Annotated in this window: 10 protein-coding genes and 2 pseudogenes; 7 read left to right on the top strand and 5 right to left on the bottom strand. The window is 69.1% G+C overall.

Features of this window, described 5'->3' with window-relative positions:
• Positions 1–393 precede the first annotated feature (393 nt).
• The 7 genes from casA (at position 394) to GT030_RS05845 (ending at position 6693) form a co-directional block, all read left to right on the top strand.
• On the top strand, positions 394–2013 hold the full coding sequence (casA, locus tag GT030_RS05875; RefSeq protein ID WP_272920660.1) for a type I-E CRISPR-associated protein Cse1/CasA: 1620 nt from the start codon (positions 394–396) through the stop codon (positions 2011–2013).
• Positions 2010–2693, top strand: a complete 684-nt coding sequence (gene casB / locus GT030_RS05870) for a type I-E CRISPR-associated protein Cse2/CasB (protein WP_161200158.1) — start codon at positions 2010–2012, stop codon at positions 2691–2693. The genes casA and casB overlap by 4 nt, the downstream gene beginning before the upstream one ends.
• 2 nt (positions 2694–2695) lie before the next feature.
• Positions 2696–3826, top strand: coding sequence for a type I-E CRISPR-associated protein Cas7/Cse4/CasC (cas7e, locus tag GT030_RS05865; protein ID WP_161200157.1), 1131 nt, complete (start codon positions 2696–2698; stop codon positions 3824–3826).
• Positions 3827–3937: 111 nt separating this feature from the next.
• The gene (cas5e, locus tag GT030_RS05860; protein ID WP_161200156.1) at positions 3938–4696 is read left to right on the top strand and encodes a type I-E CRISPR-associated protein Cas5/CasD; all 759 of its coding nucleotides are present in this window, start codon (positions 3938–3940) and stop codon (positions 4694–4696) included.
• Positions 4693–5394, top strand: a complete 702-nt coding sequence (gene cas6e / locus GT030_RS05855) for a type I-E CRISPR-associated protein Cas6/Cse3/CasE (RefSeq protein WP_161200155.1) — start codon at positions 4693–4695, stop codon at positions 5392–5394. Before cas5e ends, cas6e begins: the two co-directional genes overlap by 4 nt.
• A gap of 51 nt (positions 5395–5445) precedes the next feature.
• Positions 5446–5760 (top strand): hypothetical protein, encoded by a 315-nt coding sequence (locus GT030_RS05850; RefSeq protein WP_161200154.1) that lies wholly within the window; start codon positions 5446–5448, stop codon positions 5758–5760.
• Between the two features lie 213 nt (positions 5761–5973).
• The gene (locus GT030_RS05845; protein WP_161200153.1) at positions 5974–6693 is read left to right on the top strand and encodes a hypothetical protein; all 720 of its coding nucleotides are present in this window, start codon (positions 5974–5976) and stop codon (positions 6691–6693) included.
• Positions 6694–6781: 88 nt separating this feature from the next.
• Here GT030_RS05845 and GT030_RS05840 read toward each other — a convergent pair whose 3' ends face one another.
• The 5 genes and pseudogenes from GT030_RS05840 to GT030_RS05820 all read right to left on the bottom strand — a co-directional run bounded on the left by GT030_RS05840 (position 6782) and on the right by GT030_RS05820 (position 12673).
• Positions 6782–7480: a tryptophan 2,3-dioxygenase family protein gene (locus GT030_RS05840; RefSeq protein WP_161200152.1), complete on the bottom strand. Its 699-nt coding sequence runs from the start codon at positions 7478–7480 to the stop codon at positions 6782–6784.
• Between the two features lie 291 nt (positions 7481–7771).
• Positions 7772–8482 (bottom strand): annotated as a pseudogene (locus tag GT030_RS05835) (helicase associated domain-containing protein); the annotation flags it as partial.
• Between the two features lie 209 nt (positions 8483–8691).
• Positions 8692–10896, bottom strand: a complete 2205-nt coding sequence (locus GT030_RS37050) for a P-loop NTPase fold protein (RefSeq protein ID WP_346009576.1) — start codon at positions 10894–10896, stop codon at positions 8692–8694.
• A 77-nt stretch (positions 10897–10973) separates the two neighbouring features.
• Positions 10974–12325: pseudogene (locus tag GT030_RS05825) on the bottom strand (DEAD/DEAH box helicase family protein); the annotation flags it as partial.
• 72 nt (positions 12326–12397) lie between these two features.
• Positions 12398–12673, bottom strand: coding sequence for a hypothetical protein (locus GT030_RS05820; protein ID WP_237522222.1), 276 nt, complete (start codon positions 12671–12673; stop codon positions 12398–12400).
• Positions 12674–13648: the final 975 nt, after the last annotated feature.

The following is a 13648-nucleotide window of genomic DNA, read 5'->3' as shown; positions in this document are numbered from 1 at the left end:
GCGTCTTCCCCACGAGCGTGGGGGTGGTTCGCTGAACACGGTCCCCGCGTCGTCGGCCTGGAGGTCTTCCCCACGAGCGTGGGGGTGGTTCGAAGTGCTTCATGGCGCCGACGACGGGATCTATGTCCTCCCCACGGGCGTGGGGGGTGGTTCGCCGTGTTTCAGGATCCCTTGCCCGGGGCCGACATCTTCTCCACGAGTGGGGGGTGCTCCGTACCTTCGGTGGTCCTCCGTACGTGATTGCCGAGCTGTTCCCGGGCCGGGATGGGTGATGTGTCTTCCCCGTACTGCGTCTGGTGAGGCTCTCCGCTCCGCACGTCGGTGGGGCCTGCAGCGGGGCCTTTCCTGCCTGTTCGGAGGCGTTGTCAGTGGGGGGTTGTAGCGTGCGATTCGATGACAACGACACATGATGAGCCACCAACGCCGTGCTATGGCCTGGACGTTGGGGTCGATCCGTGGGTTCCGGTGACCATGGTCGACGGGTCGCGCGCCGTGTACGGGTTGCGGGGTCTTCTGGCTGATGCGCACCGGATCGCCTCGCTGGCGGTGGGTTGGCCGCCGGCGGAGTGCGCGCTGCTGCGCCTCCTGTATGCGTTGGGGCTGCGGGTGTCCGGGCTGGAGGAGATGAGCGGCCCGGACCGGTACGAACTGCTGGAGCAGGGCCGGTTCGATCCGGGCCTGGTGGAGGGGTACTTCGCCCGGTACGCGGGCCGGTTCGCCTTGTTCGATCCGGTGCGGCCGTGGATGCAGGAGCCGCGGCTGCCGTCGCAGATGGACGCCGTGGTGAAGTCGGGGCGGCGGGCGGGGCAGGTCGACCGGCGGACGAGTGGTATCGGCAAGCTGGTGGTCAGCAGGGCGTCGGCGTCTTCGTCCGCGTGGTTCGGTGCGTTCCATGACGGGGCGCCGGTTCCGGTGCCTGCGGCCGACGCTGTGCTGCATCTGCTGACGTGGCTGTGGTGGGGGCAGGGCGGCCCGCAGGGGCCGGCGCGGACGACAGCGGGGCACAGTGCGCGGCATGCGGCGGTCGGGCCGCTGCGGGGGCTGGTGTCGTATCACCCGACGGGCCGGACCCTGTACGAGACGATCATCCTGGGGATCCCCGACACCGAACTGACCGATGTGGGCCGCGATCTCGCCCCGTGGGAGGCGGATGAGCTGCCGGACCCGGACGGGCATCCGCCGGGAGTGGCGGGGCCGGTATCGCTGCTGACCAGCCGCGCCCAGCATGCGCTGCTGCTGGTGCCGTCCGAGGACCGGCAGGCGGCCCAGGACGTGTATGTGGCGTGGGCGTGGCCGGCCGCGCTGCCGCCGGTGATGGACCCGTACCTGAACTGGCTGGAAGGGTCCAAAGGCCAGCAGTATCCGCAGCGGGCCAAAGTCGGCCGGGCGGTGTTCCGTGACCTGGACGGGCTGCTGCTGCACCGGCCGCCGGGCAGCACCAGGCGCAGGCCGCTGATCATGGACGCGATTCACGACGCTCCCGTAGCGGTGCTGGATCACGTGGGGGTGACCGCGTACGGGTTCGAGCAGGACCGCGAGCGGGCCGGTGGTGAACGGGGCTGGTACCGAGCGGTGACGCCTGCGGTACTGCGGCTGATCCGTGACGAGGAGACAGCGAACGCCGGCAGGCTCGCGGCGGTGCGGGAGCGTGCGGAGCTGTGTGCGGACCGGCTGGTGTGGGCGGTCGATTCGGTGTGGCAGGAGACCGCGGTTCCGGCCGGCGGGGAGCGTGCGGACCGGTCGCCGCTGGGCGAGCGGGCGCTGGCCGCGTACTGGCCGGCGGCTGAGTCGGCGTTCTGGCTGCTGCTGGAGCAGCGGGCCTGGGACAAGGCAGTGGCAGTGTTCGGGCAGCTGGCGGTCGGCGTCTACGACCGGCTGACCGGGGAGATCACCGACGGCCACGAGCCGCGGACGGTGCGGGCCGTGGTCCGTCACCGGGGCAAGGTCGCCTCCACCCTGCCGAGGAAGGACACGGTCGCGACGACGGCCGCGACAGATGGGAAGGCAGCATGAGTACGCCGGTGGATACGACGTTCAGCGGGCGGCGGCTGGCTGCTGCGGACCGGTTCGTGGAACGGATTACCGCAGCATGCCGCCGCGACGCCGGGGCGGGGCAGGCGCTGCGGTCGGCGCTGGGCCGTACTCCGGTGGAGGCGGTACGCGCGCACCGGTATGTGGCGGCCCGGCTGCCGGATGATCCGGCGCCGGATCTGGAGTGGGCGCACTACACGGTGGCAGCCCTGGTGGCCCAGTACGAGCCGAGAGCCCGCCCCGCGAAGGACCGGCCACATCCTGCGGACACCGACGACCAGACGATGGACGGCGACGACACCGGGCGGCCCAGGACACGGCAGGAACGGCTGCGAACCGGCTGTATCGGCGCAGTTTTGGGGCGGCTGGACGCCGACGCCGCCACCGGCAGCGACAACCCCGAAGGCCCTCGCGCGCCACGCCTGCACGCGCTGATGCGAGAGGACCTGCCTGGGCTGCACGCGACACTGCCCGGCGTGATGCGGCTGGCCTGCACGAGCGGCCGTCGGCCGGACTGGGCGGTGCTGCTGCACGACCTGACCGACTGGGAGCGCGACAGCCAGCGCGACGCGACGGTGCTGCGTTGGTCCAGCTCCTACTACAAGGCCCTCACCGCCGGCAGCACACCGGGTACCGGCGACAAGAACGAGAGCGAGAACTGATCATGGTTTTCCTGTGCCTGCACGCGGTGCAGACCATCCCGTACGCCAACCTGAACCGCGACGACCTCGGCGCACCGAAAACGCTGACCTTCGGGGGCTCCACCAGGATCAGACTGTCGTCGCAGGCCCTCGGGCGGCCGCTGCGCGATTACGTCGAGGACACCACCGGCATCCACGCGGTCCGCACCCGGCGGATCGGCCAGCAGGTCACCGGGCAGCTGCGCGAGCGCGGCTGGAGCGAGGAGCTCGCCGCGGCCGCCGGTCAGCTGGTGCTGGACGCGACCGGCTTCAAGCTCGACAAGAACGGCACGAAGAGCCTGCTGTTCGTGCCGTCGGCGACGGCCGCGCAGATCGCGGACCTGTGCATCGAGCACCAGGACGCCATCGAAGAGACCGTGGCCAAGGGCAAGACCGACAAAAAGCTGATCAGCACCCTCGGTGCTGGCGTGCGGGAGCTGATCGGTCGCCGCAACGGATCGATCGCCCTGTTCGGGCGGATGCTGTCCGAACTGCCCGGCGCCGGAGTCGACGCGAGCCGCCAGATGGCCCACGGCTTCACCACGCACACCGCCCGCAGGCAGCCCGACTTCTTCGTGGCGGTCGACGATGTCACCCACGACAGCGAGGAGACCGGCAGCGGACACATGAACCACCACGAGTTCATGTCGGGAGTGTTCTACCGCTACGCCGTCCTGGACCTGCCCGAGCTGCTTGCCGAAGACGGCCTCGACGGTGACACCGACACCGCCCGTACGCTCGTCGACGCGTTCGTGGCCGGCTTCATCCGCGTCCTGCCCCAGGCCAAGAAGAACGTCACCGCCCCGCACACCGTCCCCGACCTGGTCCACATGGCGGTGCGCACCGACCAGCCGATCAACTACGCCGGAGCGTTCGAGAAGCCGGTGGCAGCCGAGCAGGGCGGCGGCTGGGCCCGCCCGTCCCGGATCGCACTCGACCGGTACGCGACGGCGATCAACCGCCTGATGGGCGCCGACAACGTCGCGTTCTCCGGCCACGCATCGATCGCCGACGACGAGCAGCTGACCGGCCTAGGCCACCAGCTCGACTCCTACAGGGCCCTGTCCCAGGGCGCGGTCGACGCCCTGTTCAAGGCCCACACCACCCCCCAGTAGGGGAACCCCCGGCCCACAACGCGGAGCCGATCCGCTGACAACCCGCGACCCCGGACCACTTGATGCGGCCATCCCCACGCCCGTGGGGGTCCATCCTCGAAGGAGCCCTTTTTGCCCGGCATCTTGATGCACCTCTCCGGACCGTTGCAGTCCTTCGGAGAGCACAGCAACTTCACCGACCGCGATACCCACGCCCGGCCCACCCGATCCGCGTTGATCGGAATGCTCGCAGCCGCGCAGGGCCGCCACCGCGACGCGGACCTGTCCGACCTGCGCACCCTGCGCTTCACGATCCGCACCGACCGCTCCGGCGTAAGAACGGTGGACTTCCACACCGTGGGCGGCGGGCTGCCCAAAGACCGGTCCGTGCCCTCCGCCAACGGTGACCGCAAGGCCGAAGGCAAGGCAACGGTCGTCACGCAGCGCCACTACCTGGCCGACGCCGCATTCACCATCGCGGTCGATGGCAACCCCACCCTGATCAACGCTCTTACCACGGCGCTCCACTCCCCTCGCTGGCCCCTGTACCTGGGGCGCCGGGCGTGTCCCCCGGCCGGCCCCTTGCTGATCGCCACCGGCCTGGCCGACGCCGCTGCCGCGCTGGCGTCATTTCCGCTGCACCGGCGCCGCCCCGCCGACGCGAACACGGTCACCGTCGACGTCGCCCACGATCGGCCACCCACCACCGGGCACCCGGCACGGCACCACCTGCAGGACGACCCGGAGTCGTTCGACGACTACCACCGCAGCTGGAACGTCCGCACCGAGTACGTCACCACCCTCACCCTGCCCGCCGACCTCTGCGCCGGCCTCGGCACCGACTGGATCAATGCCCTCGCCACTGCCCAGGGACTGGAGGCCACCGCATGACCACTCCCACGGCACCCACCACTGACACAGCCTGGCTGACCCAGCTCCGCCTCAACACCCGCAACCGGGCCGTCCTCACGGACCTCAGTGACGCCAACGCCATGCACCGCACCCTGATGCGGCTACTCCCTGACGGCCTCGGCGAGACGCCTCGCGCCCAAGGCCGGCTGCTCTATCGCGTGGAGGAGACCGACACCGGAATCACCGTCCTGGTGCAGACCGGCACCCGACCGCTCACCAACCGGATAGACCCTAACTACGCCCACACCGTCACCAAGGACCTCAGCCCCCTCCTGGAACGGCTCACCGTCGGGCGGCCGGTCCAGTACCGAATCGCCGCCAACCCAGTCGTCCAGTACGGCACCCTCACGGACCGGAAGAAGGCCCAGGAGCGATTGGGCCTGGACCGGCTACCCCCCGCTCGCCGTGTCCTGTCCGGCAATGCCGCAGATGACTGGTGGTACGTCCGCGCTGCCCGCAGCGGCCTGGACGTTCGCACCATCGTCCGGAACAGCAATACGTCCAACGACGTCACCCGCCCGAGCGGCACCGGCCGTACCAGGCACCGGCACGCAATCACCGTGTTCGAAGGAGACGCCACGATCACAGACCCTGAAGCACTACATGCCGTGATCCTCACCGGCATCGGACGCGCACGTGCCTTCGGTGCAGGCCTTCTCAGCCTCGCTTTTGCGTAGCGCAATAGTCGGGCGGCGGAGCTCCGCCTCGTACTGCTACGCCCAGGCCGGATGGACACGGCGACCACGGCTGCGCCCGATCCGGTCCCGGCTCCGGCCGCCTGCCCGGGCGACCCCACCCCGGCGGCGTCGCCGCCGGCCCCGGCCCGGGTCGATGGCGACCAGGCGGTGGGCCTCCGGGAGGCCCACGAACGCCACCTGCCGGACATCACCATCGCCGCCCTGCGCTATGCCCGCGCCAACGACCGGACCTTCCCCAAGCCGGTCGGCAAGCGCGGCGCCGAACCCCTCTACCGCGTCGGCGACCTCAAGAAGTGGGCCCGCAACCGGCCCCGCGTCGCGTCCGGGACCACTGACCTCGACTGACCGTCCCGGCCCTGCCCGGCGACCGCAGACCGGGACCTGTCCGGTCCGGCCGACACCACCCCCAGCCCTGGTGAACACCCGGTTCGCCAGGCACAGCACAGAAGAGGGACACCACCACGATGACGAACACGACCGCGCTCCCGAAGCTGCTGCGCCTCACCATCCCCGGCCTGCGCGAGCAGCTGGAGGCGCTGCCCGACTCCGCCGCACTGATTGGCATCAGCACCGACGGCCGGGGCCATCGCCGTCGACATCGACGCCGCCCCGCACATCCTGGTCTGCAGCGGCACCGGCGGCGGCAGCACGACCATCCTGCGCACCCTCACCGCCCAGTTCCTCAACCAAGGCGCCCACGCCCTGGTCCTCGACCACACCCGCATCGCCCACCTGTGGGCGAAGGACCTGCCGGCGGTCACCCACCGCGGCAACGTCGCCGGCATCCACGACGCCCTGGTCGGCCTCGGCTCCGAGCTGGAACGCCGCATCGCCCTCGACGGCGACCTCGACGGTGTGCCGCGGCTGATGGTCGTGATCGACCGGGCCGACGCCCCCCTGCGGCACCTCGCCCGCTACTGGGACACCTTCCGGCAGAAGGACGACCCGAAGCGGTCCCCGGCCATCGCCGCCCTCGAGGCCGCTCTGTACGAGGGGCGCGCGGCCCGTATCCACGTCATCTACGACGGACCCGCCACCGTCGGCGGTCGCCTCATCCCCGGCGCCCGCGAGCAGTTCTCAACCGTCATCCTCGCCCGGGTCAGCGCCGGCATGTGGCAGCAGCTCGCCCCGATAGTCGACCCCGCCCCCAAGAGCAGCCCGCTCCCGGGCCGCGTCCACGTCGTCCAGGACGGCGACGCCCACCCCGATCAGGTGCCGCTGATGACCGACACCGAAGCCGCCGACTGGCTTGCCGCCACGGCGGCCGGGGAGATCTGACCTACCTCCGGACCCGCCACGGGCCCCGGGGAGTGAAGCACCCGGGGCCCGTGGCGGGCAGGCCGGGGCGCGGCCTACCCGTGTGCCGTCACTCGCGAGGTTCGCGGGGTGGAGTGCTCACGCCTACGGCCTCCCACAGTCCAGGGAACGGCGCGACTACCCGGTCTTTCAGATAGGCCGCGCCGGCTGTCCCACCCGTGCCTTTCGGTGTGCCTCCGACCACGAGACGCGTGTTCTGGTAGTGACTCCAGGCCCAACTCTCGTAGGCGGTTGCCATCCTCAGCATCGCGTGAGCGACCGGACGGAGGGGGTTGAGGGGGGAGCGAAGAGCAGAAGTGATGTTCGTTTCGTAACGAGCTACGGCATTCCGGAATTCCTTGAATACAGGGCTTTCCATATCCTCAAGGCCAAGGAAGCGCCGCACTTCGGAGAAGCCGGGAGACTGTGCTCCGGATGCCGGAGACAGAAGATCGCGGAACTTCTCGAATCGCTCCGGCGTGAAGTACGGGGGCCGGAGCAGATTCAGCTTCGTCTCCATGCCTTCCATGATTCCGGCCGTGCGGTGCAGGTGGAAGCTCACCTGATCGAGGTCATCCTGCGGCTTCAACGACTCCACGGCACATTCCAGATCGGTGACCATCTGGGCCAGGCTGAGCTCACTCTCCATGTGGAGTCGCTTGAAGTGCAGCTCATCCGCCTTGGTCGAGCTCTCGGCCGTGACGGGAAGGGCGACGAAGCCAGCCTCTTTGAGCTGTTCAAAGCCTATGTACTCGTTGTATTTGGACATACGGACCATCCTGGTTAGGGAATGACCGCTACCCCTGGCTGCTCCCCGCAGCCTCGCCGGTTCCCACCCTGTGGGGCGGGCCTTGCGGAGATCACTCACTGCTGTCGCGGGTTTCAGCTGAGCGAATCCCCGCACTGATGATGCATGAACGGTGGGCATCATGGAACCCCAGCCAAGGGCACCAACATCCACCTTGTCTCCGACCGCTCTGACGGATCTCAGTAAAAGCGGGTGAGTGGTTGGCGCGCACCACTGGCAATACCCGAGCAAGGCAGTGGTTGATCATCACATTCAGTCGTGTGCCGCCCACTCCAACCCGAGGCTGGCGAGCGCGGCCAGCCTGTCCGCCGTGAGCTTCCCGCGCCTGCTCTTGCTGTTACTCAAAAACACCCCGAGTTTGACCTCCGTCCCGTCCTCGAGCCGCTCTACGTGAGCGCGTGGGACGGTCACGGAGCCCGTGCGGGTCTTGTCCTGCGCCAGGGCTGCGACGCCCCGCTCGAAGGCGCTCAGAGGCGCTGTGGACGGCTTTGCGGGCTCCTCCGGCTCCGGGGCCAGCGGCACGATGCCGAGCTGCTCCAGGCGTTCGCGCTGCCCGTCGGCCAGGGCCGCCCACACTTCGGGTTTGCGCTGCCGGGCCAGCCACTTGCCGATGTCCATGCCGTGGACGGTGAAGCCGGGCAGGACCTCCGCCGGGCCTTCCTCGTCACGCACCAGCTCGCGCAGCGCCGCGTAGTGCCGCTGCCACTCCGCCGGCCACTCGGGGTTCCAGTCCTCATCCACGGCCGCCAACGCGGCCTCCCACTCCGGGTGTTCAGCCAGCGCACCCGGACGACGCAAATTGCTCAACCACTGCCCTACCGGCTTGTCGAGCGCGGCCGCCGACCGGGGAGCACACAGCGTCCAGTGCTCCTGGTAGTACACGCGGGCCGCCGCCAGGTTCTCCTGGAACCGCGCGTCGGCCGCCGACCAGGCCATGCCCAGCTTCTCCAGCCGCGCCGCGCGTGTCGTGGGTCGTTTTTTGTGCGCAGTGTGCGTGTTCTGAGCTGGGGTTTCTCAGTTGTAGTGGGTTGTTTTTGGTGCTGATGGTGCCGCTGGGCGTAGCTTGGCGGGGTCTTTCAGGTTCCTGGCCTGGGGTTGTGCAGTTTGTCTGGGTGGCATGCAGATGGATTGGGTCGCTACTTGAAACGCGCACGAGGTCTTCGGGCGCGGGGTCATGCCGTGGTGCCGGAGTCTGGGGGTGGAGTCTGGCCGGTGGCGGGTCGGTGCTCGCGGAGTGCTTGCAGGATGTTGGCGTGGTGTTCGTCGGCGGGGTTGTTGCTGGTCTCGTTCTGGAGGAGGGGGGCCAGGCGTGTGTAGAGGTCGTCGAGCCCGAACATCGCGTCGAGGCCGGCCAGGACACTCTCGTCGATCAGGCGGTGCGGGCGTGACGTGGGGTGGAGGAGTTTGCCCAGGAGGGGGAGGGGTTCCCATCCGTTGTTGAGGCGTTGGCGTAGCCAGGGGCGCAGGGTTTCGGGGTGGGTGTGGCGCCACATCCAGATCAGGTCGGTGTCGGACTCGGTGAGTTCCTCAGCAGGTCGTCCCGTGGTGGGCACGAGATGCTGGGCGATCTGCTCGGTTACGGCGTCGCGGGCCTGAAGAGACCACTCTTCGGCGGTCTGTACTTCCTCGGAGTCGTTGTTGTCCGGGTTGGTGACGCGGTGCAGGGTCCGGGTGGCCAGGACCGCTCCGTCGGGGGTGGCGGCCATGGCGGCCAGTACCGGGGCTCTTTGTTCTGGTGGGAGGTCGGTGAGGAGGTCCCGGGCCAGGAACTGCAGGCTCATGCCGCTGTTGACCAGGCCCATCATTTCCGGTTCGGCGGTCAGCTGCCCGTAGCTGTCTGCCATGGCCTTGAGCAGCGCGGCGGCGGGGAGGCGGATGCCGGTGCTGCGGCGTTGCTCGATTCGGCGGGTGATGCGGTGGGTGTCGTCACGGAGGCGGAGCAGCAGTTCGGCTGCTTCCTCGCCGGGGACGTCGGCGGTCAGCTGGGCCAGGGCCTGGTCGAAGGCGGCTTCGGGAAGGTCGTCGTCGGGAATGCCGAAGACCATGTACCGGTCGAAGTAGTCGGCGCTGCCGATCCCGCGGCGTTGAGCGGCGGCTTTCGTGTCGCCACCGTTGCCGAGGTCCCTCTGGACTGTTGGGAACAGCAGGGCCAGCAGGTTGAGCACGCCTTTGATGTGCTCTTCGGCCACGCCGGCTTCGCGCAGGCGGTGGCGCCAGCGTTCGGCTCGTTCGCCGGGCTGTTGTGTGCTGTATCGCTGTGCTGGGTCGATGCTGGTGCCGGTCAACTCGGCGCGGTGCCGTCCCAGGAGCCGGTAGACGCCGGGCTCATTGGTGCGCAGGAAGGTGACGATGAGGAAGTCGACCACGTCCACGTTTCCGGCGAGAGAGCTGAGAGTGGCGTCGGCCTGCCCGAAGTAGCGTTTGACTGCCCGTGGCGTCTGGAGCCTTTCTTGCAGGTGCTGGAAGTAGGCATCGGAGAAGCGCCGTTCCTCGCCTGGCGTCATGGACAGGCCGTGGGAGTCCAGAAGGGCGTTGAGCGCGCGGATGCTCATGGCGGCTGCGTCGCGTTCGCGGAACGCGGGAAGGTCGAGCCGTACTTGGATGATCTTTTCCAGGAACTCTCGGGCCCTGGCCTCGCTGTTTCCCACGAGGTCGCTGCGTTGCAGGACGTCCAGCAGCGTCTGCTCGTCGAAGCTGATCAGGTAGTAGACGTTCGGTAGATGGCCCACCAGACGCACCAGCTTGAAGACCAGGAGCAGTTCGTCGGGGGTGAGGCGGTCCAGATCGTCCATGACGACCAGGACGGGCTGCCCTGCCCGCCGCAGGGCCTCTTCGGCCTTTCGTTTGGCGGCCGAGGCGCTGGTGTCGCCGGTGATGCGGTCGCTGAAAGCCTTGATCAGGCCTTCTGAGTCGAGGCCGGCCAGCGCGGTGAGCTTGCCCAAGGGGCTGATGGCCTGCCCGAAGCCTCCGAGCGTTTTACGGACTTCTGACCAGCGCCTTCCTTTGGGGAGGGCGGCTCGGACCTCGCTGAAGAGTGCCGCGGTCAGCGTCTCCAGGTCGGAGTACAGCCATGGGTTGAGCTCGGCGAGGAGCCAGTCTTCGCGGTCGTCCTGGCGCTGCAGGAGGCGTATCACTTTGCCCAGGACGGACGACTTGCCGGAACCCCAGGGGCCGATCAAAGCCAGGACGCCGGTCTCCGTCTGGGCGCGGACACGTCCCAGCAGCTCCACGGCGTGCTGTGCGTACTGTTCACGTCCCAGCAGATCGGGCCCTTCGTCGCCGAGGAAAGGCTCGTCGTTGAAGAAGCGCGCGTCACTCATCGGCATATCGTGCCGGACCGCATCGTCGCCACGCCGCCCGTCGGCGGAGAAGGTCACGGATTCGGGTGGATGCCGATGGCGGAGAGAAGCTCCTGCTGTTGGGGGTGGAGGGTGTTCCAGCGGGTGCGTTGCTGCTTGTTGAGGCGGAGCGCGCGGCCGATGTTCTGCACGATCTCTACCTGGGAGCCGCGGGTGTCGGCGAAGCAGACGGCCTCGACTCCCCGTTCGCCGGTGATGTCCACGCCTTCCCCGAGCACGCGACAGCTGGCGAGGAACGCCCTATGTACCCGGCGCCCGGCGGCGTCGATGCCGTTGGCGAACTGCCGCAGGACTTCGCGCCGTTCACTGACGAGGTGGTCGCCGCACAGCCACGCCGACCACACCCGGTCCGGGGGTCGTGGCGGCCTGCCTCCAGCTCGTAGAACCGTGCGTCGATCGACGACGCAGGGAGCTTGTCGGCGGCGGTCAGGTCCTCGTCCGTGACGTCGCCCGCGTACAGCTCGGCAGCCGTCTTCGGCAGCTTCTCCGCGAACGCGGCGGCTTCCTCCACCTTCTGGTGAAACGTCATGACCGTACGCAGGTTGTACGCGGCGGCGTGCTCCAGGAGCGCGGTCTGCAACAGCGCCAGACGCCGGCCGCGCCGGGCTTCCTCGGACTCCCCGAGGACGGGGGAGGGGTCGCGGATCTCCAGGACGTCGATCACGAACCCGGCGAGGATCTCCCGCTCGATGGCCTCCGAGAGTCCGAGTTCGGCGAGCCACGCGCCGTACGTGCCCTCCGGGTCGTCGGCCATGGTCGCGATCTCCGCCTCCTGGCCCTCCGCGCCCTTCTGCGGGCGGGGCGCGGCGAGGATGCGCGGGGTTGCGGTCAGGTAGAGCCGGAAGTCCGCCGGGATCCGCTGGTTGTCGTGGATCGCCGCCCACGGACGACCAAGATCACCGGCGGTGCCGTGCGCCTCATCCACGATCGCGAGGTCGAAGCCCGCCATGCGCTGGCCGTAGAGCCGCTCTCCGCCCGCCAGAGCGGCCTCCAGCGGCCCGCGAACGCGTCCCTGGCCCTCGGGTGCGTCGATGTCCTCGCGGTCCACCAGAGAGGCGTACGTGGCGAACACGACGACCGGCCCCTTCCCGGCCCACAGAGCGAGCTGGATCGGGTTGGTGGTGGTCCGCACGCCCAGCTCCTTCAGCACCGGGTCGTTCTCCAGCGAGCACACCGCGACCATCGGGACCCGGTGGCCCACCAGACGCCACGCCTGGACGGTCTGCGCGAGCAGGTCCAGGGTGGGCACGGTCACGAGGATCCGGCCGCCCGCGAAGCTCTCCAGTGCGCACGCGGCGGCCGTGATCGTCTTGCCCGAGCCGGTCGCTGACACGATCATGCCCCGGGCACCTTGCGGGGGCACAGATGACCTTGCAGGGAATCCCACCCACCTGCGAAACGCGGAGCGCTGATCGACCTGGTGTTCCTTGAGCTGAATCGCTGACATTTCCGCGCCTCCCCGAGCGGTCAATTCCTGTGGTCTTTCAGACGGCCGCGTGCGGAATGCAGGCCGCCCAAATCATTCCAGATCGACCCATCCGCCTCGTGCCAGCCGCCCGGCCTTTCCGTCCTTGAACGGCGGCTTGTCGTCCGGGGCGTAATGCCCGGCATCGAACGTGCAGACGACGACGTCCCCGTCGCCGTTCACCGTCCGCGCCGTGCACAGACCGCCGGCCTCACCCAGCCCCTCCAACACCCGACGCCGCGCCCTGGTGTGCGGGTGGGGACCTGGCAGCACAGCCGCCCGGACGAACCTCTCCAGCCGCACCAGGTCCGCCCGCTCACGCTGCCTCACGTCCGCGATGTGTACTGCCAGTTCAGCGGCCCCGGCCAACCGGCTGCCGCGCCCCGATGCCCACCGGGGCCTCGCTCACGGCCGTCACGCCGTCATCCCAGCCGTCCGAGAACAGCGGTCCCCGCGAGGCCGGCGCCATGCCGCGCCGCCCAGCTCCACCCCCTGGCACTGCGCCCCGGCGACCGCCCAGACCTCCAGCGCGGCCACCAGGTTGTCCACCTCGCTCGCGGGGCACGCCCTGCGCCCCCAGAGGCGCGAACACCTTCAACCGGACGTTCAGCCCCACAGTCTGGTACTGCTTAACCCGGCGCACAGAATCGCCGCTCAGCGCGGGTTCAGGTCCGGTAGATTCGCTGGGACCGTTCATATACGGTCGTTCCTCTCGGAATTCTGTGGAGGCTAGGGGTGTTCCGTGTTTCCGCCAACGGTACATGCTGCTTCAATCTGATGCAGGCGGTGCACTGGAACCCACACGAACGAGCGGCACCCGCCAGACCTACCCCCTGCCCTCGCAACTCCCGTGCAGAGCCCGCGTGTCCACCGGTGGGCTGGGCACCCGAGGGACGTGACTCGATTCAGCGCGATCGCCGCAGAACTGGCCCAGGGCGCCAGGCCGGACGGGCCTCCGTGGCTCAAATGGACGTTCCTGGCCGTGTGGTTCGTCCTAACCCCAGCGATCATCTACAAGCTGTACCAGCACGGCTACTTCAGAAGACGACGCTAGGAGCCGCATGACGGCTCCTCCCGAACAGGTCTACCCCTCGTAGCCAGCCAGCCCGCGTCAGCGGGCCCCAAGGTTCTGGAGGCGCAGCCGGAAGAACCGTCAGGCGGGGGAGCGCAGCGGACCCGCCGGCCAGGCTGGAGCGAAGCGGAAGCCTGGTAGCGGGACGAAGTCCCGCCGGTCCGGGAGCGCAGCGGACGGACCGTCACCCTCCTTGCGCAGCAAGGAGGGTGAGCGTGGAGCGCAGCTCCACG

It is taken from the genome of Streptomyces sp. SID1328, from assembly GCF_009865595.1.
GTDB lineage: Bacteria > Actinomycetota > Actinomycetes > Streptomycetales > Streptomycetaceae > Streptomyces > Streptomyces griseoluteus.
This window is presented reverse-complemented; position numbering and strand designations above follow the sequence as displayed.

Bases quoted from the DNA above. Each gene is read 5' to 3' on its own strand.
- casA (WP_272920660.1), top strand. From the start codon at position 394: ATGACAACGACACATGATGAGCCACCAACGCCGTGCTATGGCCTGGAC.
- casB (WP_161200158.1), top strand. From the start codon at position 2,010: ATGAGTACGCCGGTGGATACGACGTTCAGCGGGCGGCGGCTGGCTGCT.
- cas7e (WP_161200157.1), top strand. From the start codon at position 2,696: ATGGTTTTCCTGTGCCTGCACGCGGTGCAGACCATCCCGTACGCCAAC.
- cas6e (WP_161200155.1), top strand. From the start codon at position 4,693: ATGACCACTCCCACGGCACCCACCACTGACACAGCCTGGCTGACCCAG.
- GT030_RS05850 (WP_161200154.1), top strand. From the start codon at position 5,446: ATGGACACGGCGACCACGGCTGCGCCCGATCCGGTCCCGGCTCCGGCC.
- GT030_RS05840 (WP_161200152.1), bottom strand. From the start codon at position 7,480: ATGTCCAAATACAACGAGTACATAGGCTTTGAACAGCTCAAAGAGGCT.